At 58.0% G+C, this 26,825-nt stretch carries 24 protein-coding genes; 11 read left to right on the plus strand and 13 right to left on the minus strand.

The annotated features are described in order from the left end of the window. The first annotated feature begins 2 nt into the window (after nucleotides 1-2). The 4 genes from lipB to QQG91_RS09325 all read left to right on the plus strand — a co-directional run bounded on the left by lipB (nucleotide 3) and on the right by QQG91_RS09325 (nucleotide 3,667). Nucleotides 3-680 (plus strand): lipoyl(octanoyl) transferase LipB, encoded by a 678-nt coding sequence (lipB, locus tag QQG91_RS09310; protein WP_285769950.1) that lies wholly within the window; start codon nucleotides 3-5, stop codon nucleotides 678-680. Between the two features lie 243 nt (nucleotides 681-923). Continuing rightward, nucleotides 924-2,594 (plus strand): cytochrome c oxidase subunit I, encoded by a 1,671-nt coding sequence (gene ctaD / locus QQG91_RS09315; protein WP_285769951.1) that lies wholly within the window; start codon nucleotides 924-926, stop codon nucleotides 2,592-2,594. Between the two features lie 94 nt (nucleotides 2,595-2,688). Then, complete coding sequence (locus QQG91_RS09320) at nucleotides 2,689-3,105, plus strand: VOC family protein (protein ID WP_285769952.1); 417 nt, start codon at nucleotides 2,689-2,691, stop codon at nucleotides 3,103-3,105. A 67-nt stretch (nucleotides 3,106-3,172) separates the two neighbouring features. After that, nucleotides 3,173-3,667: a DUF2244 domain-containing protein gene (locus QQG91_RS09325; RefSeq protein ID WP_285769953.1), complete on the plus strand. Its 495-nt coding sequence runs from the start codon at nucleotides 3,173-3,175 to the stop codon at nucleotides 3,665-3,667. 49 nt (nucleotides 3,668-3,716) lie between these two features. Here QQG91_RS09325 and QQG91_RS09330 read toward each other — a convergent pair whose 3' ends face one another. After that, the gene (locus QQG91_RS09330; protein WP_285769954.1) at nucleotides 3,717-4,175 is read right to left on the minus strand and encodes a GatB/YqeY domain-containing protein; all 459 of its coding nucleotides are present in this window, start codon (nucleotides 4,173-4,175) and stop codon (nucleotides 3,717-3,719) included. A 164-nt stretch (nucleotides 4,176-4,339) separates the two neighbouring features. On the opposite strand from QQG91_RS09330, the gene carA reads away from it, so the two are divergent. Then, a complete protein-coding gene (carA, locus tag QQG91_RS09335; RefSeq protein ID WP_285769955.1) occupies nucleotides 4,340-5,500 on the plus strand; it encodes a glutamine-hydrolyzing carbamoyl-phosphate synthase small subunit in 1,161 nt (386 codons plus the stop codon). 105 nt (nucleotides 5,501-5,605) lie between these two features. Then, nucleotides 5,606-7,447: a glycosyltransferase gene (locus QQG91_RS09340; RefSeq protein ID WP_285769956.1), complete on the plus strand. Its 1,842-nt coding sequence runs from the start codon at nucleotides 5,606-5,608 to the stop codon at nucleotides 7,445-7,447. Here QQG91_RS09340 and QQG91_RS09345 read toward each other — a convergent pair. Then, complete coding sequence (locus QQG91_RS09345) at nucleotides 7,444-8,097, minus strand: GntR family transcriptional regulator (protein WP_285769957.1); 654 nt, start codon at nucleotides 8,095-8,097, stop codon at nucleotides 7,444-7,446. The genes QQG91_RS09340 and QQG91_RS09345 overlap by 4 nt on opposite strands. 102 nt (nucleotides 8,098-8,199) lie before the next feature. Between QQG91_RS09345 and QQG91_RS09350 the strand changes: the two genes are divergently transcribed. Beyond that, nucleotides 8,200-8,847 (plus strand): pyrimidine 5'-nucleotidase, encoded by a 648-nt coding sequence (locus QQG91_RS09350; RefSeq protein WP_285769958.1) that lies wholly within the window; start codon nucleotides 8,200-8,202, stop codon nucleotides 8,845-8,847. Between the two features lie 41 nt (nucleotides 8,848-8,888). Next, nucleotides 8,889-10,088, plus strand: coding sequence for a UbiH/UbiF family hydroxylase (locus QQG91_RS09355; protein WP_285769959.1), 1,200 nt, complete (start codon nucleotides 8,889-8,891; stop codon nucleotides 10,086-10,088). On the opposite strand, the gene QQG91_RS09360 is transcribed toward QQG91_RS09355, so the two are convergent. The 3 genes from QQG91_RS09360 to QQG91_RS09370 are packed head-to-tail and all read right to left on the minus strand — an operon-like array spanning nucleotide 10,089 to nucleotide 12,163. Continuing rightward, entirely contained in the window at nucleotides 10,089-11,210 is a 1,122-nt protein-coding gene (locus tag QQG91_RS09360) for an aminotransferase class V-fold PLP-dependent enzyme (RefSeq protein ID WP_285769960.1), read from the minus strand. It lies immediately after the preceding gene. 45 nt (nucleotides 11,211-11,255) lie between these two features. Next, a complete protein-coding gene (locus QQG91_RS09365; RefSeq protein ID WP_285769961.1) occupies nucleotides 11,256-11,711 on the minus strand; it encodes an Lrp/AsnC family transcriptional regulator in 456 nt (151 codons plus the stop codon). Further along, nucleotides 11,708-12,163, minus strand: coding sequence for an Lrp/AsnC family transcriptional regulator (locus tag QQG91_RS09370; protein ID WP_285769962.1), 456 nt, complete (start codon nucleotides 12,161-12,163; stop codon nucleotides 11,708-11,710). The genes QQG91_RS09365 and QQG91_RS09370 overlap by 4 nt, the downstream gene beginning before the upstream one ends. Before the next feature lie 136 nt (nucleotides 12,164-12,299). On the opposite strand from QQG91_RS09370, the gene ilvC reads away from it, so the two are divergent. Next, on the plus strand, nucleotides 12,300-13,322 hold the full coding sequence (ilvC, locus tag QQG91_RS09375; RefSeq protein WP_285769963.1) for a ketol-acid reductoisomerase: 1,023 nt from the start codon (nucleotides 12,300-12,302) through the stop codon (nucleotides 13,320-13,322). Nucleotides 13,323-13,412: 90 nt separating this feature from the next. Further along, nucleotides 13,413-14,306, plus strand: coding sequence for a DMT family transporter (locus QQG91_RS09380; protein ID WP_285769964.1), 894 nt, complete (start codon nucleotides 13,413-13,415; stop codon nucleotides 14,304-14,306). Here the strand turns inward: QQG91_RS09380 and glmM are convergent. The 8 genes from glmM to QQG91_RS09420 form a co-directional block, all read right to left on the minus strand. Beyond that, nucleotides 14,303-15,649 (minus strand): phosphoglucosamine mutase, encoded by a 1,347-nt coding sequence (gene glmM, locus QQG91_RS09385; RefSeq protein WP_285769965.1) that lies wholly within the window; start codon nucleotides 15,647-15,649, stop codon nucleotides 14,303-14,305. The genes QQG91_RS09380 and glmM overlap by 4 nt on opposite strands. Beyond that, nucleotides 15,650-16,645 carry a dihydropteroate synthase gene (gene folP / locus QQG91_RS09390; RefSeq protein WP_285769966.1) on the minus strand — a complete coding sequence of 332 codons (996 nt, stop codon included), beginning with the start codon at nucleotides 16,643-16,645 and terminating at the stop codon, nucleotides 15,650-15,652. Further along, nucleotides 16,642-17,565, minus strand: coding sequence for a dihydroneopterin aldolase (locus tag QQG91_RS09395; protein WP_285769967.1), 924 nt, complete (start codon nucleotides 17,563-17,565; stop codon nucleotides 16,642-16,644). The genes folP and QQG91_RS09395 overlap by 4 nt, the downstream gene beginning before the upstream one ends. 98 nt (nucleotides 17,566-17,663) lie before the next feature. Further along, entirely contained in the window at nucleotides 17,664-18,344 is a 681-nt protein-coding gene (locus QQG91_RS09400) for a cell wall hydrolase (protein WP_285769968.1), read from the minus strand. A 165-nt stretch (nucleotides 18,345-18,509) separates the two neighbouring features. After that, the gene (locus QQG91_RS09405; protein ID WP_285769969.1) at nucleotides 18,510-21,005 is read right to left on the minus strand and encodes a putative PEP-binding protein; all 2,496 of its coding nucleotides are present in this window, start codon (nucleotides 21,003-21,005) and stop codon (nucleotides 18,510-18,512) included. Between the two features lie 125 nt (nucleotides 21,006-21,130). Beyond that, the gene (glyS, locus tag QQG91_RS09410) at nucleotides 21,131-23,389 is read right to left on the minus strand and encodes a glycine--tRNA ligase subunit beta (protein WP_285769970.1); all 2,259 of its coding nucleotides are present in this window, start codon (nucleotides 23,387-23,389) and stop codon (nucleotides 21,131-21,133) included. Further along, nucleotides 23,389-23,916 carry a DUF6446 family protein gene (locus tag QQG91_RS09415; protein ID WP_285769971.1) on the minus strand — a complete coding sequence of 176 codons (528 nt, stop codon included), beginning with the start codon at nucleotides 23,914-23,916 and terminating at the stop codon, nucleotides 23,389-23,391. Before QQG91_RS09415 ends, glyS begins: the two co-directional genes overlap by 1 nt. Beyond that, entirely contained in the window at nucleotides 23,913-24,833 is a 921-nt protein-coding gene (locus tag QQG91_RS09420) for a glycine--tRNA ligase subunit alpha (protein WP_285769972.1), read from the minus strand. Before QQG91_RS09420 ends, QQG91_RS09415 begins: the two co-directional genes overlap by 4 nt. Before the next feature lie 180 nt (nucleotides 24,834-25,013). On the opposite strand from QQG91_RS09420, the gene QQG91_RS09425 reads away from it, so the two are divergent. Beyond that, complete coding sequence (locus QQG91_RS09425) at nucleotides 25,014-26,810, plus strand: trypsin-like peptidase domain-containing protein (protein WP_285769973.1); 1,797 nt, start codon at nucleotides 25,014-25,016, stop codon at nucleotides 26,808-26,810. Nucleotides 26,811-26,825 lie beyond the last annotated feature (15 nt).

The raw sequence follows: 26,825 nt of genomic DNA on the forward strand, positions 1-26,825 counted from the left end.
TCATGGTGGAATGGATCACGTCGAACGGTTTGACCGACTACGAGGAAGCCGTTGCTTTCATGGAGGCGCGCGCGGAGGCGATCCACAAAGGCGAAGCCGACGAGGCGATCTGGCTGGTCGAGCACCCGCCACTCTATACTGCAGGCACATCCGCCAAACCTGCCGATCTTACCGATCCGGACCGTTTTCCCGTGTATGAGAGCAAGCGCGGCGGTCAATACACCTATCACGGTCCCGGCCAGCGTGTGGCCTATGTGATGCTCAACGTCGCCGAGCGCGGCAAGGACGTGCGCTGTTTCGTGCGGGACCTCGAAAACTGGATCATCGCCGCTTTGGCAGAGTTCAATATCAAAGGTCATATCCGTGACGGCCGCGTCGGTGTCTGGGTCGAGCGCCCAGACAAACCCCGCAACATCGACGGCTCACTGAAAGAAGACAAGGTTGCCGCGCTCGGGATCAGACTTCGCAAATGGGTCAGCTTTCACGGCCTTTCCATCAACGTCGATCCCGATCTTTCGCATTTCGACGGGATTGTGCCCTGCGGGATCAAGGAACATGGGGTCACAAGCCTCGTAGATTTAGGGCTCCCAGTATCGATGGAAGACGTTGATGTCGCTCTCAAGCGGACGTTTGAAACACGCTTCGGCAAGGATCGCAGCTGCTCGAACGCAGATGCATAATTTTCTAGGACATCCTGCATTTTTGACTCAAATCAAAGAATCAATCCGAACAAGGCGCTAAACAACACCTAGCGCGCCCTGCCAGAGACCTCCCCCTTCGGTGGGGTGCGCCAATTTATCCTCCCATATTGCGCCTTTCGAATATTGCCCTAGGGCGTCTCACGCACTAGAACCCTTGGCAAAGCTGGCGGGAAGAGTGTGACTCGTCCTGTCCTTTAGATGACGCCAATATGGGAGAGCCAAATGGCAGATGCAGCCATCCATGGCCATGAACACCACGACGAGAGAGGCTTCTTCACTCGTTGGTTCATGTCCACCAACCACAAGGACATCGGGATCCTCTACCTGTTCGTATCAGGTGCAGTAGGTTTCATCTCGGTGCTCTTCACCGTTTACATGCGCCTCGAGCTTATGGAGCCCGGCGTTCAGTATATGTGCCTCGAAGGCGCTCGTTTCATCGCCTCCGATGCGACCTGCACCCCGAACGGACACCTTTGGAACGTGATGATCACCTATCACGGCGTTCTGATGATGTTCTTCGTGGTTATTCCGGCACTCTTCGGTGGTTTCGGCAACTACTTCATGCCGCTCCAGATCGGCGCTCCGGACATGTCGTTCCCGCGTCTGAACAACCTTTCGTTCTGGATGTATGTCACCGGCACCGCGCTCGGCGTCGCTTCGATGCTGTCGCCCGGTGGTAATGGCCAGCTCGGTTCGGGTGTGGGCTGGGTTCTCTACCCGCCGCTCTCGACCTCTGAAGCTGGCTATTCGATGGACCTCGCTATCTTCGCAGTGCACGTTTCGGGCGCTTCGTCGATCCTTGGTGCGATCAACATCATCACCACCTTCCTCAACATGCGCGCTCCCGGCATGACGCTTCACAAGGTTCCGCTCTTTGCATGGTCCGTGTTTGTGACCGCATGGCTGATCCTTCTGTCGCTTCCGGTTCTCGCCGGTGCAATCACCATGTTGCTGACCGACCGTAACTTCGGCACTACCTTCTTCCAGCCTGCTGGCGGCGGTGACCCGATCCTCTATCAGCACATCCTGTGGTTCTTCGGGCACCCTGAAGTATACATCATCATCATTCCGGGCTTCGGCATCATCAGCCACATCATTGCCACCTTCTCGCGCAAGCCGATTTTCGGCTACCTGCCGATGGTTTATGCAATGGTTGCGATCGGTGTTCTGGGCTTCGTCGTCTGGGCGCACCACATGTATACCGTTGGTATGTCGCTGACCCAGCAGTCCTACTTCATGCTCGCCACCATGGTGATCGCAGTGCCCACGGGCGTTAAGATCTTCTCGTGGATCGCGACCATGTGGGGTGGTTCGGTCGAGTTCAAATCTCCGATGGTTTGGGCGTTCGGCTTCCTCTTCCTCTTCACCGTAGGCGGCGTGACCGGTATCGTTCTGTCGCAGGCCGGTGTGGACCGTGCCTACCACGACACCTACTACGTGATTGCGCACTTCCACTATGTGATGTCGCTCGGTGCCGTGTTCGCGATCTTTGCAGGTATCTACTTCTACCTGCCCAAGATGTCGGGCCGCGCTGCTCCCGAGTGGGCCGCCAAGCTGCACTTCTGGATGATGTTCATCGGTGCAAACCTGACCTTCTTCCCGCAGCACTTCCTTGGCCGTCAGGGTATGCCACGCCGCTATATCGACTATCCGGAGGCCTTTGCGCACTGGAACTACATCTCGTCGATCGGTGCGTTCATCGCCTTCGCGTCCTTCGTGTTCTTCATCGGTGTTCTCGCCTACACCCTGCTTGCAGGCCGCCGCGTGACCGAGCCGAACCCGTGGAACGAATACGCTGACACCCTCGAGTGGACCCTGCCCTCGCCGCCGCCCGAACACACCTTCGAGCAGCTGCCCAAGCAGTCCGACTGGGACAAGAGCCACGCCCACTAAGGCACGCTCTTCAGGAAATCAGGAAAAGCCTCGCTCTGTGCGGGGCTTTTTCTTTTGGAGCTGTTAGATTGCCGACAGATCACGAGGTGAAAGTATGTATCCAGCGCTCATCCCCGAACTCGGCGTTACCGATTTCAAAACATCGCTGCACTTTTATTGCGAGGTGATTGGCTTCGGCGTCGATTATCAGCGCCCCGAAGAAGGCTTTGCCATGCTAAGGCTTGGTGGGGCATATCTTATGCTGGACCAGATCGGCCTTGGGCGGACCCTCGGCCTGCAAGATGGACCCATCAAGCAACCACCAGGGTTCAACATCCAATTTGAAGTCCCTGCCCTCGCCCCAATCATCTCGCGCCTTGAGACGCACGGCACCGACTGGATTTTGCCACCTGAACGCAAGTGGTATCGACGCAACGGCGAAGAGGTCGGCAATTACCAATGTGTTTTGGCAGATCCCGACGGATACCGCTTGCGACCATTTGAATCCCTTGGCTCCCGACCTGCGACATAGGCGCGACTTGCTGAGACCACTTGCCCGACTATGTTTCCCTCGGAGTCTCAACGGAACATAGACGAAAATGCCCTACGAATGGCTTGAAACCCAGAACGAAGACGGCCGCCGCGCAAAGGAACTCCACCTTTGGCCCTATCGGTCTTTGCCGAAAAAAGGCTTCGTCTGGTTTGTCGGCGGCACGATCGTCACCATCTCTGTGCCGCTCTTTGCCGTGATCGGAACTGCGGTGCTTTGGGGGCTGTTGCCGTTTCTCGCTCTCGCTGTCTGGGCGCTCTGGGCCGCGCTCAACCGAAGCTACCGTGACGGTGAAATCCTTGAAGAGCTTGTGATCCGGAGCGAAACGGTCAATCTCACGCGCCATGATCCCAATGGACGCAAACGCGATTGGGAGGCCAACCCCTATTGGATCAGGGTCGAAATGCACCCCAAAGGCGGTCCCGTAGAAAACTATCTCACTCTGAGTGGCGGCGCGCGTGTCGTCGAGATCGGCGCATTCCTTACGCCGCCTGAACGCCAACAGCTATATGGCGAATTGATCGACGCAATCAAATCCGCATGAAAAAGGCCGCCCCATCGAGGCGGCCTTTGATTTTTCATGGAGCTGGGGTTTAGCCGAGCTTGGCCTTCACCATCGGTCCCACGGCGCCAAAGTCCATTTGGCCCGTGTATTTGTCCTTGAGAGCCCCCATCACTTTGCCCATGTCCCGAATAGATTCGGCACCGGTCGAAGCAATGGCCTCGTCGATGGCGGCGGCTGTTTCCTCGGCATCGAGCTGACGGGGAAGGAAATCCTCGATCACCCGAATTTCAGCGAGTTCTTTTTCAGCAAGCTCGAGACGGCCGCCTTCTTCATATTGGCGGGCACTTTCCTGACGCTGTTTGACCATCTTTCCAAGAATGGCGAGAACAACATCATCCCCAATCTCGTTTTCATCGCCATCACCGCGGGCCGAGATTTCACGGTCCTTGATAGCGGCATTGATCAAACGGAGGGTCGAAAGGCGGTCGGCATCTTTGGCCTTCATCGCCTCTTTGAGGCTGGCACTGATGCGGCTGCGCATATCCATATATCTGTCCTTGTTGGGAGCGATAACACGAGGCACGTCATACCCCGAAGCACAGTCCCTTTCAACCATTCGCGGCGCAGCGTCACTTTGGGTCAAACTTGCCTTGACCGCGGCCTGTCTCACCCTTAGTTACGCGGCTGTTTAACCACTTGGGAGTCGTTGCCATGCCGAACAGCATTCAGGAAAAACCGACCGCTTGTATCGCACTTGCGGATGGAACCCTTTTCTATGGCAAAGGCTTCGGCGCAACGGGCCAGACCGAGGCAGAACTCTGCTTTAACACCGCGATGACGGGCTATCAGGAAATCATGACCGACCCCTCATACGCGGGTCAGGTCGTAACCTTCACCTTCCCCCATATCGGCAACACCGGTGTAACCCCCGAGGATGACGAGACGGGCGATCCTGTTGCCGCCGGCATGGTGGTCAAATGGGACCCGACCGAGCCGTCCAACTGGCGCTCGACCGAAGAGCTCACTGCTTGGCTCGCCAAGCGTGGCCGCATCGGTGTCGGCGGCATCGACACCCGCCGCCTCACTCGTGCGATCCGTCAGCAAGGTGCTCCGCACGTCGCCATCGCGCATGACCCCGAAGGCAACTTCGACGTAGAAAAGCTCGTCGCCGCTGCCCGCGGTTTCAAGGGCCTTGTCGGTCTCGATCTTGCCAAGGACGTCACCTGCGCCCAGTCCTACAAGTGGGACGAAAAGCGTTGGGCATGGCCCGAAGGCTATACCGCCATCGAAAACCCGAAATACAAGGTTGTCGCCGTGGACTTTGGTGCCAAGCGCAACATTCTGCGCTGCCTTGCTTCGGTCGGCTGTGATGTGACCGTTCTTCCTGCAACTGCGACGGTCGAAGACGTGCTCGCCCACAATCCCGATGGCGTCTTCCTCTCGAACGGCCCCGGTGATCCGGCGGCAACCGGCGAATATGCAGTTCCGATGATCAAGGGCGTGCTCGACAAGACCAACCTTCCCGTCTTCGGGATCTGCCTTGGACACCAGATGCTCGCTCTCGCGCTCGGTGCAAAGACGATCAAGATGAACCACGGCCACCACGGGGCCAACCACCCCGTGAAGGACAAAGAAACCGGCAAGGTCGAAATCACCTCGATGAACCACGGCTTCACCGTGGACAGCCAGACCCTTCCTGATGGCGTGATGGAAACGCACGTTTCGCTCTTTGACGGGTCGAACTGCGGTATCCGTATGACCGATCGTCCCGTTTTCTCGGTGCAATACCACCCTGAAGCCTCGCCCGGTCCGATGGACAGCTTCTATCTCTTCGAGCGTTTCGCCGAAGCCATGGAAGCCCGCAAAGCATAAACGGCCAAGGCCCTGATTTCCGATGCCCCAAGTCGGGGCATCGGCCATTAACCTCCCTTTAAGTCCCCGCCTCTATCTTAATCTTCGATAGCTCGGAGACCGCGCATGGGGGCAGAACGCCGCTTAGAAGTCGTGCATACGTCGGCCCGTCTCGCCTCAAGCGATATCGGGTGGAGCCTTGTTGCGCGCGGCCTTGCTTCTGATCAGCGTGTTGCCGAAACCGAGAGGTCGTTGCGACGGCATCAGATCGGAATTGTTGACGGACTTCGTAAGGCTCTGCGTCTGTGCGCGCGCGATGTCGCGGACCTTCAGGCCGAGCTTCACGACACCGGCACCATCGACCCCTTGCGTCACCCCCCCGATCCACGGCTTGTGCATCAATACGGTGCGCTTCTTGCCCTCCACCAAAGCGTTCTCCCGTGGAGACGGATGGGGGACGGGATCATCGTTTTGACAAGCCATCCCGAGGACATGAACAACCACCTCCCCGCGCTCCAAGAGCAGTTCGGCGATATCCGCATCGCCGTTTGTGCGCAGGACGACCTCGAGGCGGCGGTTGCGCACGTTGCCAAAGGCAAACTCGTCGCGGCGGCAGAAACCCTCACACCTCTGGCGCATAGCGTAAGACCTTGGGCCGATCGCGCTTTTGCTTATGGAGCGCTGACGCTCCTTGCCGGCTACATCGCATATCATTTCGCGCTGACACCGCTGCTCTACATTCTCTTTGCCATCGCACTCACCAGCTTTCTCGCGATCCAGACCCTGCGCGTGATCGCGGGGATATCGGCCCTCAGAAAACCACCTGATACGCACAACTCGGTCACGCCGCATCGCTATCCAATCGTGTCGATCCTCGTGCCGCTCTACCGTGAAAAGGCAATTGCAGCGGCTTTGCTGGATCGCCTTGGGCGGCTCGAGTATCCGCTCGAACTTCTCGACGTCTGCCTTCTGCTCGAAGACAACGATACTCTCACGAAAGTCGCGCTCGAGGCTGCGAATATCCCCCGCTGGATGCGGCAGATCACTGTCCCCAAAGGCACGCTACGAACGAAGCCCCGCGCGTTGAACTATGGCCTGAAATTCACCAAGGGATCGATCATCGGCGTCTATGATGCCGAAGACGCCCCCGCGCCTGACCAAATCCGCAAAATCGTCTATGCCTTTGCCGCGCGCAGCGAGAAAGTTGCCTGCCTTCAAGGTGTTCTCGACTTCTATAATGCCGAGCAAAACTTTATCTCGCGCCAATTCACCATCGAATATGCCACTTGGTTTCGGATGATCCTTCCGGGTCTCGAGCGACTTGGGCTGGTGCTACCGCTCGGGGGCACCACACTTTTCTTTCGCCGCCACGTGCTCGAGGCGCTCGGTGGGTGGGATGCCCACAACGTGACCGAGGATGCGGACCTCGGGATCAGACTGGCGCGGCATGGCTACCGCACCGAACTTATCCCCACTGTCACGCTAGAAGAGGCGAACTGCCAAAGTCTTCCTTGGGTCAAGCAACGTTCCCGTTGGCTCAAGGGCTATGCGATGACCTATGGCGCCCATATGCGAAACCCGAGGAGGCTTTTGCAGGACCTCGGGTTCAAGAAATTCTGGGGGGTTCAGGTGCTGTTCTTAGGCACCCTTTGCCAATTCGCCCTTGCCCCTTTGATGTGGAGCTTTTGGGGCATGGCCATAGGGCTGCCGCATCCTTTGGACCCGATCATGCCGCATTGGGGCGCATGGGTGATCGGAACCTTCTTTCTCGGGTTCGAGGTCGCGAACATCACCCTTGCAGCCATGACACTCGCAAGGTGCGGCAAGCGGAACCTTATTCGCTGGGCCCCGCTCGGATTGCTCTATTTCCCGCTCGCCACGGCTGCGATGTATAAGGCGCTTTGGGAGGTGTTCTTCCATCCTTTTTACTGGGACAAGACCGAACACGGGATCTTCAAGTCGCCCTAACCTTTGCGTTCGACCTCGGCGGCATCAAGCCTGAGACGGGTGACAAAGGCCTTGGAGATATGATCGCGCAGCGCCCGATCTGCCGCATCCCCGTCACCCGCTTCGATAGCATCCACGATTGCGGCATGTTCGGCCAAAGCCACTTCGCCGCGCCCCTCTGCCGCAAGCGAGGTCGTCGCGAGAAGCGCCATCGAGCGGTGCACAAGATCAAGCTGCTGCACAAGAAAGCGGTTGTGCGAGGCCAGATGGATTTGCTTGTGGAACCGCTTGTTCGCGCGGCTCATCGCGGAAGGGTCCCCAAGGAGCGCCTTATCTGCTTCGAGCATATCGCGCAGAACCCGAATTTCTTCGGGCGTTGCATGCCGCGCGGCAAGGCGGGCTGCCAATCCCTCGAGCTCGCCGCGCACAACGTAGAGCTCGGCCATTTGGGTGTGATCCAGAGAGGCGACAATAAGTGACCGACCGTCACGGGTCAGGAGCGACTGGGTTTCAAGCCGTTGCAATGCCTCGCGGATCGGCGTGCGCGAAACACCGAAACGGTCGGCCAGATCACTTTCGACCAATCTATCGCCGGGTTTGTAAATGTGGCTGTCGATGGCCTCGAGAATGAGGGCGTAGGCATCTTTTTGCGGAGACTTTTGATCGGCCATTGTTCTGCTCTGTATTGATGTCGGAAAAGACTACACTTTCGAACGCAAAGGTTTCAAGCGGTTCATATTGCGACAGATGCGACAAGAGCGTAGGATTTCCCTATGGTTGCTGCATCGTTTTCTCATGTAAAAGTCTGGGTTTTTGACCTCGACAATACGCTTTATCACCCCTCGGTCCGTCTCTTCGACCAGATCGAAGTGCGGATGACGAATTACGTTTCTTCGCTTTTGAACATTTCGAAGGAAGAGGCAGACCACCTGCGCGGGCATTACTGGAAGCAATACGGCACTACCCTCGCCGGTCTCATGCGCGAGCACGAGATCGAACCGATGGCCTATCTCGAAGATGTGCACGACATCGACTTTTCGAACCTAAGCCCCGATCCTCTCTTGGCCGAACGGATCGCGCGCCTGCCTGGGCGCAAGATCGTCTACACCAACGGCAGCATGCCCTATGCGCTCAATGTGCTTGAAGCACGCGGCCTTAGAGACGTGTTCAGCGCAGTCTACGGTGTCGAACACGCAGGCTTTCGTCCCAAGCCCGAACAGGCAGCCTTCGAAGCGGTCTTTGCGCTTGACGGCATCGCACCCGAAGAGGGCGCCATGTTCGAGGATGACATCCGTAACCTGATGGCCCCGCATGCGATGGGAATGCGCACGGTGCTTGTCGGCCCAGACTTTCCGCAAGATGTCGACCACATCCATCACCACACCCGCGATCTCTCTGATTTTCTGTCGCACCTAGGGTAACGCCCCTTTCCGTGCGCCGCCCCGAGGTCTAAGTCTAGCTCATGGATAGACTCGAGACAGATATCGTAATCGCAGGCGGCGGCGTTGCCGGTCTTGCTTGTGCGGCCGCTTTTGGCTCGGCAGGGTTCAATGTGATCTGCGTTGATCCTGCGCCACCTGTGACAGACAAGGCGCTTGAAGGTGCAGACCACCGCACCACCGCCTTCTTCCAAGGCTCGCGCCGTTTTCTCGACGAGGCAGGTATCTGGAGCAGGCTCGAAGCCCATGCCGCAGCTTTGCAGGTCATGCGCATTGTCGATGCGGGCGGCGAGATCGCTGAGCCGCGCGTCGTCAAAGACTTTGATGCGGCGGATATCTCGGACCTCCCCTTTGGCTGGAACCTTCCCAATTGGCTTTTGCGGCGCGAGATGGTGGCCCGTCTTGCCGAGCTCCCCAATGTCGATTTCCGCGCGGGCACGGGATTTGCCCATATGGTAACACGCACGGGTGAAGCGTTGGTCACGCTGAGCGATGGCACCGCGGTCAGGGCCAAACTTGTCATCGGTGCCGACGGCCGCAATTCGGCCGTGCGACAGGCGGTTGGCATCGACGCCAAAACAACACGTTACGGCCAAAAAGCTGTGGTTTTTGCGGTCACCCACCCGCACCCGCACAATAACGTATCGACAGAAGTGCACCGCTCGGGCGGCCCTTTCACGCTTGTGCCGCTTCCCAATCACGATGGAAAACCTTGCTCCGCAGTTGTCTGGATGGAACATGGTCCCGAAACGCTTCGACTGGCCGCACTTGACGCAGAAACATTTAGCGCCGAAGCAACCGAACGCTCGGCGGGGGTCTATGGCCCGCTTGCTCTTGTCGGGCAACGACAGGTCTGGCCGATCATCAGCCAAGTTGCCGATCGTCTTACCGCAGAACGGACCGCTCTTGTGGCCGAGGCCGCCCATGTCGTCCCGCCAATCGGGGCGCAGGGTCTCAATATGTCCGTGGGCGATATGTCATATCTTCTCGATCTCGCCAAAGCCCGCCCTGAGGGCCTTGGCGACGCCAAAATGCTCGCCGATTATGAACGCCGCCGCCATCCCGAAATTGTGCTCCGAGTGCGGGGGGTGGACGCTCTCAATCGTGCTTCCATCGCAGGGGGGCAAGTTCTGCGCGATGCACGTGCAAAGGGGCTCGAAACGCTTTATGGCTTCGAACCCCTTAGAAAGACGCTGATGCAGCTTGGACTTGGCGCGCGCTGATCAGATCACCTGATCAACGACGCCTTTGAGCCGTGCCAAGGTCGCAGGCACGTCATAAAGCTTGTCGAGACCGAAAAGCCCCAGCCGGAAGGTGCGGAAATCTGCTGGCTCGTCGCATTGGAGCGGCACACCTGCTGCGATCTGCATTCCCAAAGCCGCGAACTTCTTGCCGTTCTGGATGTCGGGATCATCGGTGTAGCTGACGACAACGCCCGGCGCTCCAAAGCCATCGGCCGCAACCGATTTGACGCCCTTGTCCTTGAGCATGGCACGCACGCCGTTGCCCAATGCCCATTGTGCTTGGCGTAACTTTTCAAAGCCATATTCACGCGTCTCGGCCATCGTATCGCGAAACGCACGAAGGCTATCGGTCGGCATAGTCGCATGATAGGCGTGGCCACCGTTCTCATAGGCCTCCATGATCGTGGACCATTTCTTGAGATCGATGGCAAATGAATTGGAGATCGTCGTCTCCAGACGCGCCTTGGCCCGCTCGGACATCATCACAAGCCCCGCCGACGGGGTCGAGGACCAGCCCTTTTGCGGCGCAGAGATAAGAACATCAACGCCCGTCGACTTCATATCCACCCAAGCACATCCCGAGGCGATACAATCGAGCACCAACAGAGCGCCGACCTCATGTGCGGCGTCGGCGAGCGCGGTGATGTAATCGTCGGGCAGAATGATGCCCGCGCTCGTCTCCACATGCGGCGCGAAAACCACATCAGGCTTTGCCTCGCGGATGGCAGCCGTCACCTCGGCAATCGGAGCGGGCGCAAAGGGTGCGCGGGTATCGTTTCCCGTCTGCCGCGCTTTAAACACCGTGGTCTGTGCGGTGAACTTGCCTGCATCAAAAATCTGGGTCCAACGATAGGAAAACCAGCCGTTCCGCACGATCAAAGCGTGGGCGTCGGTGCCGAATTGGCGCGCGACCGCTTCCATTCCATAGGTTCCACCCCCTGGAACAATGGCGATATGATCGGCGCTATAAACCTCTTTGAGCATCGAAGAGATGTCACGCATGACGCCTTGGAAGGCCGCCGACATGTGGTTGAGTGAGCGATCGGTAAAAACGACCGAGAATTCCATAAGACCATCGGGGTCTACGGGACTATGTGTCATGAGTGCCTCCTGTTTGATCAGAAGGTAAGAGAGACATCGCCCCGATTACAAGGGGCCAGGACGCCGCTCCTCGCTCAAGAGCACGTTCGCCTCGACATGCCCGACCCCTGGGAGCGTCATGATACGGCGACGCAGCACCCGTTCAAAATCGGCAATATCGGCAGCGACCACGCGCAATCGGTAATCATAGAGCCCAAGGACATGCTCTACGGTTTGCACCTCTCTGATGGCCGACACGGCGCGTTCGAAATCTTCAAGGCTCGCACGTCCTTTGGCGGCAAGCTTAATCCCGAGGAAAACGGTAACACCGAATCCCAGTGCTTCGCTGTTGAGCACCAAACGGCGCGACGCAATCGCGCCTTCGTCCTCAAGCCGTTTGATCCGCCGCCATGTGGCAGGTTGGCTCAGGTCGAGTTTGCGCGCCAAATGGCTTGCGGTCTGGGTTGCGTCCTGCGACAGCGCCCGAAGGATTTTGCGGTCGATCTCGTCAAGCTCGATCATATCGGGAGCACCTCTTCACGCTTGACCGAGGCAACCGTCATGAGGGCTTCGATATCGGCGATATGGGGAAGCGGGAGCACCTTGTTGCGCCAGATATTCTGCCAATGCGCAAGGTCGCGGGCGACGATATGAAGCCGCACGTCCACGCGCCCGAGGAATGTCTGGATCTCGATAACTTCGGGCACCAATCGCGCCGCTTCAAGAAAATCGTCAAAGGCGCGTGGCGCGGCCTTGTCCAAAGTGATGCGCAAGGACACGGCAACCTCGAACCCCAAGGCTTTCCAATCGATGACCGCCTCCTGCCCGAGGATCACCCCATCCGCCCGCAATTTATCAAGCCTGCGCGTGGCGCGGCCGGTGGTCAGAGCGCAGCGCTCGGCAAGCTCGGGCACGGTCAGTGTCGGCTCGGCCTGCAATAGGCGGATAATGCGGCGGTCGGTGTCATCAAGCATAAAATTACCGATAATACAGAAAACAGTGAATAACAACTTCACTATACACGAAAATTTCACCCGTTTTCTTATCGCGTTCCGTTAGCCGATGTGAAAATGTGCGCCTCAATAGAAACACGAGACAAGGAGCGCCAAAATGCGCGTTTATTACGATCGCGATTGCGATGTGAACCTGATCAAGGACAAAAAAGTTGCTATCCTCGGCTATGGCTCGCAGGGCCACGCCCACGCGCTGAACCTGCGTGACTCGGGTGCCAAGAACCTCGTCGTCGCTCTGCGCGAAGGCTCCCCCTCGGCCAAGAAAGCCGAAGGCGAAGGTCTCAAGGTTATGGGCATCGCCGAAGCTGCGGCTTGGTGTGACGTGATCATGTTCACCATGCCCGACGAACTTCAGGCTGACACCTATAAGAAATACGTCAAGGACAACATCAAGCCGGGTGCTGCGATCGCTTTCGCACACGGCCTGAACATCCACTTCGGCCTCATCGAAGCCCCCGAAGGCGTTGACGTAATCATGATGGCCCCCAAGGGTCCGGGTCACACCGTGCGCGGCGAATACGTCAAGGGCGGCGGCGTTCCCTGCCTCGTCGCAGTTCACAACGACGCTTCGGGCAAAGCACTCGAAATCGGTCTGTCCTACTGCTCCGCTATCGGTGGCGGCCGCTCGGGCATCATCGAAACCAACTTCCGTGAAGAGTGCGAAACCGACCTCTTCGGCGAACAGGCAGTTCTCTGCGGCGGTCTCGTCGAACTGATCCGTTGTGGCTTCGAAACCCTCGTCGAAGCTGGCTACGCTCCGGAAATGGCTTATTTCGAGTGCCTCCACGAAGTGAAGCTGATCGTTGACCTGATCTATGAAGGCGGCATCGCCAACATGGACTACTCGATCTCGAACACCGCCGAATACGGCCAGTATGTCACCGGCCCGCGCATCCTGCCCTACGAGCAGACCAAAGCCGCGATGAAGGAAGTTCTCGCCGACATCCAGCAGGGCAAGTTCGTTCGCGACTTCATGCTCGAAAACGCTGTTGGCCAGCCGACCCTCAAAGCGTCGCGCCGTGCAAACGACGAGCACCTGATCGAAGCCACTGGTGCCAAGCTCCGCGAAATGATGCCTTGGATCTCCAAGGGCAAGATGGTCGACAAGTCGAAGAACTAATCGACCCGACTTTCGGTTCAAAGAGGCTCCTTCGGGGGCCTCTTTTCTTTTCCACTAGACGATCTTTGGGCGTTTTGATCTAGAGACCCTATGTCGACACAGCCCGCCGCCAGAAACTGGATGTCCATATGTCTTCTCGGAATTATCTGGGGCGGCACATTCATGGTCGTGTCGATCGCGCTCAAGGATTATGGCCCCGTAACCGTCGCATGTGCACGCACGACACTCGGTGCACTTGCCATGACGGGCTTGGCGATTGCTTTGCGGCGTCCGATGCCCGCCAAGAATACATTCGGCCCGCTTCTGGTCATCGGGGCGACCAATACGGCAATGCCCTTTTTGCTTCTAAGTTGGGGACAGCAATATGTGCCTTCGGCATTTGCAGGGATCACGATGGCCGCGCTACCGCTCTTTGTGCTGCCTTTGGCGCATTTCTTCACCGATGAAGCGCTGAACAAGCGCCGCTTGATCGGTGTGCTGATCGGTTTTGTCGGCGCGCTCTGGCTGATCGGTCCCTCCGCGCTTCGCCCAGGCGCTGGTATCGAAGGACTCGCCCAACTTGCCTGTCTCGCTGCCACGCTTTGCTATGCGTGCTCGTCGGTAATGACACGGCGCTGTCCGCCGATTGATCCCGTAGCGATGACCGCAGCAACGCTGGCTGTGGGATCGGCGCTGTTGCTGCCGCTGATGCTCTGGGTCGAGGGGGTTCCGACGTGGCACGGATCGAGTTCGAGCTATGCCATCATATTTCTCGGCTTTGTCCCGACCGCATTCGCAGCGCTCTTGCGCGTAAGCGTTATCCGCTCCGCGGGCACTGTCTTTATGACTTTGGTGAATTATCAGGTGCCCGTTTGGTCGATGCTGTTTGGCACTCTGGTCCTAAACGAAGACCTACCGTTCCGCTTTTACGGAGCACTCGGGCTTATCATGATCGGCCTTGCCACTTCGCAGTGGCAAAGCCTCAAACGCTTGTTCTCTCGTTAGGAGGCGGCAGCCTGCACTTCGGCGACGATCCCGTCGACAACCTGAAGCAACAGCGCCTCATCCTCGCATTCGGCCATCACCCGAACAAGCGGTTCGGTTCCCGATTTACGGATCAGCAATCGCCCCTTGCCGACAAGCGACTTCTCGGCCTCGTCGATCGCTTTCTTGACCATGGCATCATCAAGCGGAGCCTTGCCTTCGCCAAAACGCACGTTCTTGAGAAGCTGGGGAACGCTTATAAAGGTCTTGGACAACTCACTTGCGCGTTTGCCCGTTTCGACCATCGCAGCAAGGAACTGCAAGCCCGCCAAGAGACCATCACCCGTGGTCGCATAATCGGTCATGACGATATGCCCCGACTGCTCGCCGCCGAGGTTATATCCGTTCTTGCGCATTTCTTCGACCACATAGCGGTCGCCGACCTTGGTGCGGACAAGTCCGAGGCCCTGCCCTTCGAGATAGCGCTCCAGTCCGAGGTTCGACATCACCGTCGCAACCAAAGCACCGCCCTTAAGCGTGCCGTTGTCTGCCCAGCGCTTGGCAAGGAGCGCCATGATCTGATCACCATCGGCCACACGCCCATGCTCGTCGAGGATCATCACGCGGTCCGCGTCTCCATCCAGACAGATGCCTACATCCGCACCATGGGCAATGATCGTTTCGGAAGCCGTCCGGGTATCGGTCGAGCCGCACCCTTTGTTGATGTTGCGACCATCGGGAGAGACGCCAACGGGGATCACTTCAGCCCCAAGCTCCCAAAGGACCTCAGGCGCGGTGCGGTGGGCCGCGCCGTTCGCACAGTCGATCACGACCTTGAGCCCTTCGAGACTGCGCCCCCGAGGAAAGGTCGACTTGATGCGTTCTGCATAGCGGAAACGACCATCGTCGATGCGCTTGGCGCGGCCGATGTTCACGGCTTGGGCAGGTTCGATATTTCCGTCGATCAGACGCTCGATTTCTTCTTCCGCCTCGTCCGACAACTTGAACCCATCGGGGCCAAAGAACTTAATCCCGTTGTCCGTATGCGGGTTATGGCTCGCCGAGATCATAATGCCCACGTCCGCACGCATACTCGTCGTCAAAAGCCCAACGGCGGGGGTCGGAACGGGTCCAAGCAAAAAGACGTTCATCCCCGTCGACGTCAGGCCCGCAGTCAAAGCGCTCTCGAACATATAGCCCGAAAGACGGGTATCCTTGCCGATTACCACGCGGTGCCCGTTCGATCCGTCATTCCGGAAATATCGCCCCGCCGCGGCTCCGATACGAAGCGCCATCTCGGCAGTCATCGGAAAAACGTTCGCTGTCCCACGAACGCCGTCGGTTCCGAAGTATTTACGTCCCATTTACTGTCCCAAAATCGCCTGTTGTAATTTTATGGCTTGAACGGTCTCAAAGGTGTCATGCACACGCACGACCTGAACCCCCTGAGATACCCCCCAAAGCGCAACAGACACGGAACCGCCTAATCTTTCGGTCGCGCCGTCTGCTCCACCGATAACACCTATAAAGCGCTTGCGCGAAACGCCAAGCAGGATCGGGCACCCAAGCCCGTGAAAGAGCGAAATTCCGCGAATGAGTGAAATATTGTGTTGAACGGTTTTGCCAAAACCGATGCCCGGATCAACCATAATGCGGCTGCGAGGGATGCCCTTGCTTTCGGCAAAGGCAACACGGCGTTCGAGATAGTCGTAAACGTCAAGCAAGACGTGATCATACTTCGGATCGGCCTGCATGGTTTGGGGGTCGCCTTGGGCATGCATGAGACAGACGGGAAGTCCGCTTTCGGCGGTCACATCGGCTAGTGTCGCATCCCACTCGAAGGCACTTACATCGTTGATAATGCTGGCCCCAGCGGCAATCGCGGCTGCTCCGACAGCGGATTTGCGCGTATCGACCGAGATTGCGATACCGGATTGAGACCGCAGCTCGGAAATAATCGGCACAACGCGCGCTATTTCCTCGTCTACAGGCACCTCTTCAGCACCGGGACGGGTGCTTTCTCCGCCCACATCAATGATGCTTGCACCATGGGACTGCATGGCCCGCGCCTGCGCCATGGCCGTCGTGAAATCACGAAAACGCCCGCCATCGGAAAAGCTGTCGGGTGTAACATTCAAAATGCCCATCACTTGCGGCGCTGACATGTCCACCGATCCGAACGGCGCGCGGGGTGCCGTCAGTCGTTCCATCCAAGCGGCGGGAATCTCTGAAATCGGGACGATCTCCGATCCATCGCGCGTGATACGCTCGGCAGAGGCAAACCGCGTCCAGCCCCCTGCGAGCTGCTCGGAAAAGGTCAAAGCATCAACGCAAGCGATCGGACGATAGTAGTCTTTCAAAGAAGTCTCTCTGCTTCGAGGCCCGCTTCACGAAGCGGCACAGCACATTCGGGCACATGATCCGCTCCGACAAGAACCAATTCACACGCTTGCATCTGCGCTGCGAACCAAGCCACCAAGGCGATGGCATCGCCTGCGCTTGCAGAAGGTCCATCCACCGCATCAAGAACGATCTTACTTGGCGCCCAAAGACAGATCTGTCCGTTCTTCATCGCCCAATCAAGTTCCGTGCGGGTCTCGACAACCATGCAACGCTTGTCCCGAGATGCCAGAACCCAAGCGTTCGTCTCGATCGCCAAAAGGTCGATACGGCGCTGTGCCAAGGCGACGGGGACACGGGGCGCAAGACTGTCTGGCGCACCGACACAAATGATCAATGGCGCAGCGTCGGCGGCAAGTTCATCAATCCATCCCTTGAGGCGGGGTGAATCGAACGCCTCATTGCCGAAATAGACAACGCGAGGATGCGGGATATTGATGACATCTTGGCCGGCGCGGGCAACTTCGCCCTTGGCGCGAACGATCTCGACACCCAGAGCAAAAGGGCCGCGATCCAGCTTTTCGATACGCACAAAGACACGAAGCGCTTGTGGCTCGCGCAGGATACGTTCCGCGACCCGTGCAGCAAGCGTTTCGAGAAGATTGATCCGCTCTTCGCCAAGCTCGAGCGCAATGGCTTCGGTCACTCGATCATAGGAGAGGATGCGATCCACATCATCGTCGATCTCGCCCGATTGGGGCGCAACTTCGACCACAACGTTGAATCGCACGCGCTGGAGATGACCGCGCTCTTGCTGGAACGCTCCGATTTCCACCTCAACGACGTAATCTCGAAGAGAAATGCGATCAACGGGCTGGGTTGCACTGGCTTCGGCCCGCTCACTGGGGTGGGCAAAAGCCATGCTGATGTCTTCGGTCATTCGTAAATCCGTTCGAAATCTTCGGTGGTGGATACCTGCCTACCCGCTTACGGGCAAGCCTATGTATCCAAACACGACATTTCAAAACTGATTTCGCGTCAATTCGAAGCCGTGCGCGTCGGCTGACGATAGAAATAATGGGACCCGATCGCGGCTGTGCGCGGGAAACGCCGTGCCCAAGAGGGGCTCACAGCTTTGGTGTGATAATGGGTTGCACCCGCAGTCAGGGCACGCGGCGCACCATCCAAAAGAAGCTTGGCCACTTTGGAGACACGATCCCACGCCTCGGGCTCGTTGATGACTTCGGCCTGACCATCACAGGTATAGGTGAACTGGCAAGCATATTTGCGGCCTGTGCCCTGATGGATCACCGAACAAACCGATCCGGGATAGGCACTCGAGTCAACGCGGTTGAGGATGACTTCACCGACGGCAAAAATACCCTGAACGCTTTCACCGCGCGCTTCAAAGTAGAGCGCCTCGGACAAACACTGGAGGTTTTCACCGCCCGTAGGGGTGGGCAGTGAGTCGAGCATCGCTTGGGTATATTCGAGAGATTTGGGCGCAGTCTCTACACCGCGCTGTGCAGCAGGAGGCACCGTCAAAGCCGCCATCCGATCCGTTGCCGCCACCGAAAGCGCCTCGCGTTCCTGACCGAGGAGGGCCGATAGGCGGCTCTCAATGACCGAGTCTGCAAGTGCAATATTGGTTCCGAGTGAAAGAAAGGCCGCCAGAACAGCGACCGAACGGATCTTTAAACGACTGGAAGACGACGTCATCGTCCTACCTCAAAGCGGCACGTGGAACGACCCCACGCAGGCTCGGCGGGTTTAAAGGACGACCCTCAGGGTGTCCACCCTAGCTACCCATAAGTAGAATGCGCTCTTAGTCACTTTATTTTTAGTTATATTTTCAAACAGTTATGTTCGAAAAAATCCGCAAAACTAGAGCCCGAGCTTCTCCGCAATCGCCAATTGAGCGGAAGTCAGCCGAGCCACAGGCACCCGAAACGGCGAACAAGAGACATAATCGAATCCCTGATGACGGCAGAATTCGATCGCAAGACGGCTCCCGCCATGCTCGCCACAGATCGAGAGGACGACATCTTTATTCCCCTTTCGGCCCCGCTCTGCCCCCATCGAAAGCAACTCCCCTACCCCATCCTGATCAAGGGTATGGAACGGGTCCTCTTCATAGACGCCCGCATGCACGTAAGATGACATGAACCGCCCCGCGTCATCACGCGACAGACCATAGGTCATCTGGGTAAGGTCGTTTGTGCCGAACGAAAGGAAAGCAGAATATTTGGCGATGTCCTGTGCGCGAAGTGCAGCCCGAGGCGTTTCAACCATGACGCCGAAGCGATAGTCAAAATCGGTCCCGCTTTCGGCTTTCACCGCATTGGCGGTCGCATCGATACGGCTCTTGACCAGCTCGACCTCGCGCATCGCGCTGACCAGAGGGATCATAATCTCCGGCACTACGGTCGCGCCGTTCTTGTGGATTTCGACCGTGGCTTCGAAAATCGCGCGGGCCTGCATCTCGTAGATTTCGGGATAGGTCAGACCAAGACGCACACCGCGCATCCCGAGCATCGGGTTGTGTTCGCTGAGCGCATCGACGCGCATTGTCACATCCGCGAGCGGCAAGGCGAGCTGATCTGCAAGTTCGCGAATACCTGTCTTGTCGGCAGGAAGGAATTCATGGAGCGGTGGATCAAAGAGGCGAATACAGACGGGTTTGCCCGCCATAATCTCGAAAAGGTCTTTGAAATCAGCGCGCTGCATCGGCAAGAGCCGATCCAGAACCGCGCGGCGATCTTCGGAGCTATCGGCAAAAATCATCTCGCGCATTACGCCAAGACGATCCCCCTCAAAGAACATATGTTCCGTTCGGCAAAGGCCGATGCCCTCGGCCATAAAATTGCTGGCGGTCTGCGCATCTTTTGGCGTGTCGGCGTTGGCCCTGACCCCGATATCGCGAAACTCGTCCGCCCACGTCAGAAGTGTCTGGAACGCCCCATCCAAAGATGCTTCGATCAAGGCGGTTTCTCCCGCCAAAAGTGTGCCCGTGGTGCCGTCGACCGTGACCAGATCGCCCTCTTTAAAGACGCGGCCATCGGGGGCGACGATCAATTTGCGTTTGCGGTCGATCTTGAGTTCCGAGGCACCGACCACACAAGGAAGACCAAGACCACGCCCGATCACGGCGGCGTGGCTCGTGATGCCGCCGCGAAGCGTCACAACCGCTTTTGCCGCATGCATACCGCGAATATCTTCTGGACTGGTTTCGCGGCGCACAAGAACGCAAGGCTCAGAACGCGCGGCGCTCGCCTGCGCATCGTTTGCCGTAAACACAAGACGTCCCGACGCCGCCCCTGGCGAGGCCGCGATGCCGCGCACGATCACATCCCGTTCCGCGCTCGGGTCGACCTGACGATGAAGAAGCTCTGAGATTGCGTTCGGCTCGACCCGAAGGATCGCCTCTTCTCGCGGGATAATCTGGTCTTCTGCCAGCGCAACGGCAATCCGGACCGCAGCGCGATTCGAACGCTGGACACGCACACCATCAAGCACCTTCAGAACGCCGCTTTCCAAGGTGAATTCGATCTGCATTTCTTCACGTAGACGGCGGCGAAGCAACTGGCCGTATTCGACAAGCTGTTCAAAGACTTCGGGCAAGGATTCCTCGACCGAGGGACCGCGCCCGTCTTTGACCAGATAAAGCGCACCGAGGGGCGTCGACAAAGCTTCGCGGCCTTGGCTTTGCGCAAGGTAACGCCCCTTGATCCGCTGCTCGCCTGTTTGATCATCAACGAACTGGATCACGCCCGATCCCGAGTTCTTGCCGCCGACGCCAAGCGCCATAGCCTGCACCACAAGCCCAAGGCCCGCATCTGCTGGTGCACCTTTTGCCTGACGCAGCAATCGTGCGGTCGTTCCGTCCCATGCCCGCGCCATGGAGCGCAGCACTTCGGTCAGCTGGACCGATGGGTCCTGCGGGAAAAGCTCGTCCGTTTCGTATTCATAAGCCTCGAGAAACGCTTTGAGAGCAGCGGCCGTCGGCTCGTCGGGCAAGTCAAAGGCTTCGGGATCAAGACGCGCCACATAGATGGCATAGGACTGGATGAAGCGCAGGTAAATCGCCGTTGCAGGCCCCTCGCCCATGGTCTGCGCCATGCGGCGATGGCGCTCTTCGTTCATCCCGATGTTGAGGATAGCACTCGGACCGCCCCAGTCGGGATCTTGCGAAGACGGACGAACGGACAAAAGTGGTGCAGATTCGAAATGGCCCATAATCTCGGCCATATCGGGCATCTTGCCCCGCGCGATGTCACGCACCGCATCAAAGGAGAGCGCAACGGTGGTCGGCACAGGCATCGCAAGACGCACCAAACGCTGAAGACATTTGGCACGCCCCCCATGAACGGCGGGGCTCATCGGGGCCGTTTCGGTTATCAGTGTAACCGGCTGAAAAACTTTATCTTGCTGCACTGCGGCATCTCCTTGCTGCGATGCACTTTAGAGCAAGTTCGATTCGCAGCAAGGGGAAGGTAACAGTTTATTTAGCCTTCAATCCGCGTAAGGTCCGCAACAGCCAGACAGGTTGTGCGGATACGGGACAGAAGATTAAGCCGATTGCGACGGATGATCTCGTTGTCCGCATTCACCTGAACAGCCGTGAAAAACGCGTCGATCGGGGCACGAAGCGCCGCCATCGCGGTCATCGCCGCCGCAAAGTCTTGCGACGCCATCGCGGGCGTGATCGCGGCTTCGGCGGTGTCGAGCGCGGCAAAGAGCGCCTTTTCCTCGTCGTTTTCTGCGAATTTCACATCAGCGCCGAACGAATACTCGACCCCGTCTTTGGCCTCGGCTTGCGACAGGATGTTGTTCGCCCGCTTGAAGCCTTGGATCAGGTTTTCACCATCCTCGGTCGCCATGAACGCCGAGAGCGCCCCTGCCCTCTTGACCAAGAGCGACAGATCGTCGTTCCCCTCCATCGCGATGCAGGCGTCAATCACATCATGACGCACGCCCTTGTCCTTGAGGAACACCTTGAGGCGGTCGTGGAAGAAGGCGAGGAGGTCCGCAGACTTCAACTCGCTATCTTCAATAGCTCCACCAGATATATCCATAAGGCCCGAAATTCGATCAATTTTCTCGGCGAAATTCACCAACGCTCTCGCGTCTTCTAGACGACTTTTGCCTTTTGCAACAGGAAACCCTTCGACTTCATGTTCGGTCGCAGCAGTTTGTGCTTCTGCATTTAGGCGCTTCAAACTTTCAAGACCAAACAAGTGTTCAAATACGAACGCCTCAAGGGTAGAATTGAGCGCTAGTTCTAGGTTATTCTCCAGCACCAATCGGATCACGCCCAGCGCTGCGCGGCGCAAAGCGAAGGGGTCCTTGGAGCCTGTCGGCTTTTCGTCGATGGCCCAGAACCCCGTGAGGGTGTCGATCTTGTCGGCCAGCGCCACCGCGACCGACACGGGCGCAGTCGGCACATCATCGGACGGACCAAGCGGCGAATAGTGGTCGCGGCAAGCTGCCGCGACATCCGCAGTGCGGCCTGCAGCGGTGGCGTAATACATCCCCATAAGGCCCTGAAGCTCGGGGAATTCCCCAACCATTTCAGAGCGCAGGTCAGCCTTGGCGATCTGAGCGGCCTCAAACGCTTTGTCTGCATCGGCACCAACTGCGGGCGCAATCTCACGCGCGAGCGCGGCGATGCGGTCAATGCGAGCCTTCTGGCTGCCAAGCTTGTTGTGGAAGGTCACAACGTCAAGGCCGTCAAGCCACTTGGTCATGCCAGCTTTGGCTTCACGAAGGTCGTTCTCGTAGAAGAACTTGGCATCCGAGAGACGCGCCGAAAGAACCTTGAGGTTGCCCTTGAGGATCGTCTCACCATTGTCTTTGGTTTCGATGTTGGCGACGGTGACGAACTTTTCGATACGGCCCGTTTTCGGATTTTTGACCGAGAAGAACTTCTGATGTTCCTTCATCGAGGTTTGAAGCACCTCAGGCGGAAGGCCAAGGAACGCCTCGCCGATCGGCCCCATAAGGACAACGGGCCATTCCACAAGCCCCGCAACTTCGGCCAGAAGGCCGCGATCTTCGACGATCTCGAGACCTTGAGCAAAGGCCATATTGGTCGCCTCGTTCCAGATCGTCTCGGCACGCTCTTCGGCGCGCAGGATCACACGCGCACGTTTGAGCTTGGCCTCGTAGTCGTCAAAGCCGTTCACGTCAAAGGCCGCGGGCGCCATGAAGCGGTGCCCTTTGGTCGATTTGCCAGAGGTGATGCCGTCGATATCGAGCGGAACGACCTCGGAGCCGCCCTCGTCCGACAAAAGGCAGATGATCGAATGGAGCGGACGCACCCATTTGAGTGACCCCGACCCCCAACGCATGGACTTGGGCCACGGGAAATTACGGATCGCGTTTTCAAGCACTTCGGCAATGATCTCGGCGGCCTTGCGACCCTGCTTCTCGATCACGGCGTAATAGACCTGACCCTTTTTCTCGTCACGGGCTTCGAGCTGGTCGAGCGAGAGACCTGTCGAGCGAAGAAAGCCTTCGATCGCCTGAGCGGGCGCATCGGTGCGCGGCCCTTTGCGCTCTTCACGCACGGGCTTGCTCTCGGCGGTGAGGTTCTCAATCGACAGCGCAAGGCGACGCGGGGTCGAGAAGGCTGCCGCGCCCTCATAAGTCAGACCAGCCTCGACCAAACCATCGGTCACCAGCTTGCGCAGATCTTCGGCGGCTTTACCCTGCATGCGAGCGGGGATTTCCTCGGAAAAGAGTTCGATGAGAAGATTAGGCATCAGTTAATTCCTTCCGGCGGAACGGGGCAGCCCTCGGGGGCTTTGTCACCGTCGAACACGACTTCGCCGCAGTGGTTGATCTGGTGCCAGACAAAGCCGCGGCCGTCCGGCATGACAGCGACGATACGGTCGATGCCATAGGATACGTTTTCAGTGCCGAGGAAGGCGACAGCCTCGCCCGTTTCGAGAGCTGCGCCGATTTCTTTGGCGTCAAAACAGTTGAACCAGCTTGGGGCGACCAGCGGCTCTGCCTTGTCGTAGATCACGTAGTTGTCGGTGAGCGACCCATAGCTGACAGGCGTTGTGAAACAGGCGCGATAGCGGATCGGCGAGCTGTCAGAGTCGATGGCGGTAAAGTTCTCGAACAGGATTTCTTCGGGGGCGCCCGTGTGGATCGAGGTCAGCTCGACCGAAGAAACCTCGGCGCTGACTTCTTCGTAATAGGCATAGACCTGAAGATAATAGAGAAGCGCACCAGCGGCGACAGCAATCATGACGATACTCGCAAGGAGGAACTTGAGTTTCATGCCGCAAACCCACCGGCTTCGGTCTGGACAAAGGCATCGGCGCAGAGCTTGGCCAAGGCGCGAACGCGGCCGATATAGGCCTGACGCTCTGTGACCGAGATCACCCCGCGAGCATCCAGAAGGTTAAAGAGGTGGCTGGCCTTGATGCATTGATCATAGGCGGGGTGAGCAAGGATAATACGCTTGCCCGTCTTGGGATCATCGGCAGGCATATCCAAAAGGCGCTGGCACTCAGCCTCGGCATCCTGGAAGTGCTGGAGAAGCATCTCGGTGGTCGCACCATCGAAGTTGTGACGCGAGTATTCTTCTTCAGTCTGACGGAAGATATCGCCGTATTTCAGCGCAATCGGCGACTGCGGGTCATTAAACGGCATATCCATAACGTGATCGACGCCAAGCACATACATGGCAAGACGCTCAAGACCATAGGTCAGCTCGCCCGAGACGGGTTTACAGTCGTGACCGCCGACCTGCTGGAAATAGGTGAACTGCGAAACTTCCATCCCGTCGCACCAGACCTCCCAACCGAGGCCCCAAGCGCCGAGCGTCGGGCTTTCCCAGTCGTCTTCGACAAAGCGGATGTCATGAAGCGAAGCGTCGATCCCGATCGCTTCGAGCGACCCGAGGTAGAGATCCTGAAGATCGGGTGGACTCGGCTTGATGAGCACCTGATACTGGTAATAGTGCTGGAGGCGGTTCGGGTTCTCGCCATAACGGCCATCGGTCGGACGGCGCGACGGTTGAACATAGGCCGCAGCCCAAGCACGGCTCCCCAGCGAACGCAGCGTCGTGGCAGGGTGGAAGGTGCCCGCGCCCACTTCCATGTCATAGGGTTGAAGCACGGCGCAGCCCTTGGCCGCCCAGTAGTTCTGTAGCCTCAGGATAATTTCCTGAAAAGAACGCGGTTTTTCTGCCATTTTCGACCCTCATGTTCGTTCCGCGCCTTACTAGGCTGCAGGCAAGCTGTGGTCAATTGGTCGGTTTGGCCCAGAAAAGCACAAATGGCGTTAATTTGATGCTGCACAGGCTTGACCATCTGATAGGGTCGTCGGGATAAAACAGTAAAGATCAAAAGATTAACCACAATGAAGATGAAAATGCGATTTGCCGGGGTTATTTTTGCTGCACTTTGCGCCCTTCCCGCTGCGGCCCAGATTACGGGTGACGATATCGGATGGGTCCAGGTCGAAGCCCAACCCACGCTGAGCGCCGCTCAAAACGCAATTCGAGGCTATGCCACCAATCTCGAGGATGTGAACGGCTTCTACATGGGGTCGGGTTGGTATGTGATCACCCTAGGGCCCTATAGCCGCGAAGATGCCGAGAATATCCGCCGGGAGTTGCGCCGCAACGGGATGATCCCGAATGATGCCTTTATTGCCGACGGCACGCGCTATGGCCAACAATTCTGGCCCATCGGCGCAGGAAGCGCCGCAACCGTGCAGGACATTCCGTCCAACCTTTCCCTTGCCCCCGCGCAAGATGCCGAACCCGACGCCGTGGTCGAGGAAGCCCCAGTCATAGAGGAGGCCGCCGCCGAGGTTGCGATCGCAATTGAGGAGCCTGAGGCACCCGATGAAACCCTGCGCGAAGCTCAGGCATCCGAGGCCGCTCTCTCCCGCGACGAGAAAAAAGAGCTTCAAATGATGCTCCAATGGGCAGGGTTCTATTCGGCTGCCATAGACGGTTCATTCGGGCGCGGAACGCGTAGCTCGATGAGCGACTGGCAAGCAGCAAACGGTTTCGAAGTCACGGGTGTGCTGACAACCCGTCAACGCGCCGAGCTTGCGCGTCAATTCAACGCCGTCCTCGAAGGTATGGACCTGACCCTTGTGCGCGATGATGCAGCAGGGATCGAAATCAAGATCCCGAGCGGTGTTGTGGAATTCGAAGAATACGAGCCCCCCTTTGCGAAATACAAATCCAAGGATGCTCTCGGGGCGCGTGTGGTGCTTATCTCGCAACCCGGAGATCAGGATCGCTTTGCAGGGCTCTTTGAAATCCTCCAGACGCTCGAAATCATTCCCGTCGATGGCCTGCGTTCACGTGGCAAAGACAGCTTTGAAATCGAAGGAATTGACGAAGATATCCACTCCTACACCTACGCCACGCTTGAAAACAACGAGATCAAGGGCTTTTCCCTGATCTGGCCGAACGGAGACGACGAGCGCCGCACCCGGGTGCTCGAAGAGATGAAAGCCTCGTTCACGCGCATCGAAGGGACGCTTGACCCCGCGGTTGCCGCGCTTGACGAGGACCAGTCGATCGATCTGATCTCGGGCCTTGCGGTCCGTCAGCCCAAGATTTCCTATTCCGGTTTCTTTGTCGACCAAGCGGGCACCGTCCTGACGACTTTGGCCGCAGTCGATGCCTGCGAGCGGATCACCATTCAAAAAGACCATGATGCGGATGTGGTCCATCGGGACGATGCCTTGGGCCTTGCGGTGCTCAAATCCAGAGACCCGCTCGCCCCGATGGGAATTGCCCAATTCCAAAGCGCAGTTCCGCGCCTCCAGTCCGATGTCGCGGTCGCTGGCTTTAGCTATGGCGGTGTCCTTCCGACCCCGACGCTCACCTTCGGCAAACTTGCCGATCTGCGAGGCTTGGGCGGCGAGGAAGAGCTCAAGCGTCTTGATATCAAGGCAGAGCAAGGCGACGCTGGTGGCCCCGTATTCGACAACGGCGGTGCTGTGCTCGGCATGCTCACCCCTTGGACCCAAGAGGGCAAGGTTCTTCCTCCTGAGGTCGGATTTGCCGTCGACGCCGAAGCGATCATTGCCTCTCTTAGTAGCGCAGGTATTCGCCTGACGATCACGGATACGATGACCTATATGCCGCCCGAAACGCTTACCAACGCGGCCTCGGATATGACCGTTCTGGTCAGCTGCTGGTAGGGTCAGGAAAGATCG

The organism is Marivivens sp. LCG002 (assembly GCF_030264275.1).
Classification (GTDB): domain Bacteria; phylum Pseudomonadota; class Alphaproteobacteria; order Rhodobacterales; family Rhodobacteraceae; genus Marivivens.

Bases quoted from the DNA above. Each gene is read 5' to 3' on its own strand.
- QQG91_RS09415 (WP_285769971.1), bottom strand. From the start codon at position 23,916: ATGAAACTCAAGTTCCTCCTTGCGAGTATCGTCATGATTGCTGTCGCC.
- QQG91_RS09325 (WP_285769953.1), top strand. From the start codon at position 3,173: ATGCCCTACGAATGGCTTGAAACCCAGAACGAAGACGGCCGCCGCGCA.
- ilvC (WP_285769963.1), top strand. From the start codon at position 12,300: ATGCGCGTTTATTACGATCGCGATTGCGATGTGAACCTGATCAAGGAC.
- lipB (WP_285769950.1), top strand. From the start codon at position 3: ATGGTGGAATGGATCACGTCGAACGGTTTGACCGACTACGAGGAAGCC.
- QQG91_RS09400 (WP_285769968.1), bottom strand. From the start codon at position 18,344: ATGACGTCGTCTTCCAGTCGTTTAAAGATCCGTTCGGTCGCTGTTCTG.
- QQG91_RS09365 (WP_285769961.1), bottom strand. From the start codon at position 11,711: ATGATCGAGCTTGACGAGATCGACCGCAAAATCCTTCGGGCGCTGTCG.
- QQG91_RS09405 (WP_285769969.1), bottom strand. From the start codon at position 21,005: ATGAGCCCCGCCGTTCATGGGGGGCGTGCCAAATGTCTTCAGCGTTTG.
- ctaD (WP_285769951.1), top strand. From the start codon at position 924: ATGGCAGATGCAGCCATCCATGGCCATGAACACCACGACGAGAGAGGC.
- glmM (WP_285769965.1), bottom strand. From the start codon at position 15,649: ATGGGACGTAAATACTTCGGAACCGACGGCGTTCGTGGGACAGCGAAC.
- carA (WP_285769955.1), top strand. From the start codon at position 4,340: ATGCCGAACAGCATTCAGGAAAAACCGACCGCTTGTATCGCACTTGCG.
- QQG91_RS09340 (WP_285769956.1), top strand. From the start codon at position 5,606: ATGGGGGCAGAACGCCGCTTAGAAGTCGTGCATACGTCGGCCCGTCTC.
- QQG91_RS09425 (WP_285769973.1), top strand. From the start codon at position 25,014: ATGCGATTTGCCGGGGTTATTTTTGCTGCACTTTGCGCCCTTCCCGCT.
- QQG91_RS09380 (WP_285769964.1), top strand. From the start codon at position 13,413: ATGTCGACACAGCCCGCCGCCAGAAACTGGATGTCCATATGTCTTCTC.
- glyS (WP_285769970.1), bottom strand. From the start codon at position 23,389: ATGCCTAATCTTCTCATCGAACTCTTTTCCGAGGAAATCCCCGCTCGC.
- QQG91_RS09320 (WP_285769952.1), top strand. From the start codon at position 2,689: ATGTATCCAGCGCTCATCCCCGAACTCGGCGTTACCGATTTCAAAACA.
- QQG91_RS09370 (WP_285769962.1), bottom strand. From the start codon at position 12,163: ATGCTTGATGACACCGACCGCCGCATTATCCGCCTATTGCAGGCCGAG.
- QQG91_RS09330 (WP_285769954.1), bottom strand. From the start codon at position 4,175: ATGGATATGCGCAGCCGCATCAGTGCCAGCCTCAAAGAGGCGATGAAG.
- QQG91_RS09355 (WP_285769959.1), top strand. From the start codon at position 8,889: ATGGATAGACTCGAGACAGATATCGTAATCGCAGGCGGCGGCGTTGCC.
- QQG91_RS09350 (WP_285769958.1), top strand. From the start codon at position 8,200: ATGGTTGCTGCATCGTTTTCTCATGTAAAAGTCTGGGTTTTTGACCTC.
- QQG91_RS09360 (WP_285769960.1), bottom strand. From the start codon at position 11,210: ATGACACATAGTCCCGTAGACCCCGATGGTCTTATGGAATTCTCGGTC.
- QQG91_RS09345 (WP_285769957.1), bottom strand. From the start codon at position 8,097: ATGGCCGATCAAAAGTCTCCGCAAAAAGATGCCTACGCCCTCATTCTC.
- QQG91_RS09395 (WP_285769967.1), bottom strand. From the start codon at position 17,565: ATGACCGAAGACATCAGCATGGCTTTTGCCCACCCCAGTGAGCGGGCC.
- QQG91_RS09420 (WP_285769972.1), bottom strand. From the start codon at position 24,833: ATGGCAGAAAAACCGCGTTCTTTTCAGGAAATTATCCTGAGGCTACAG.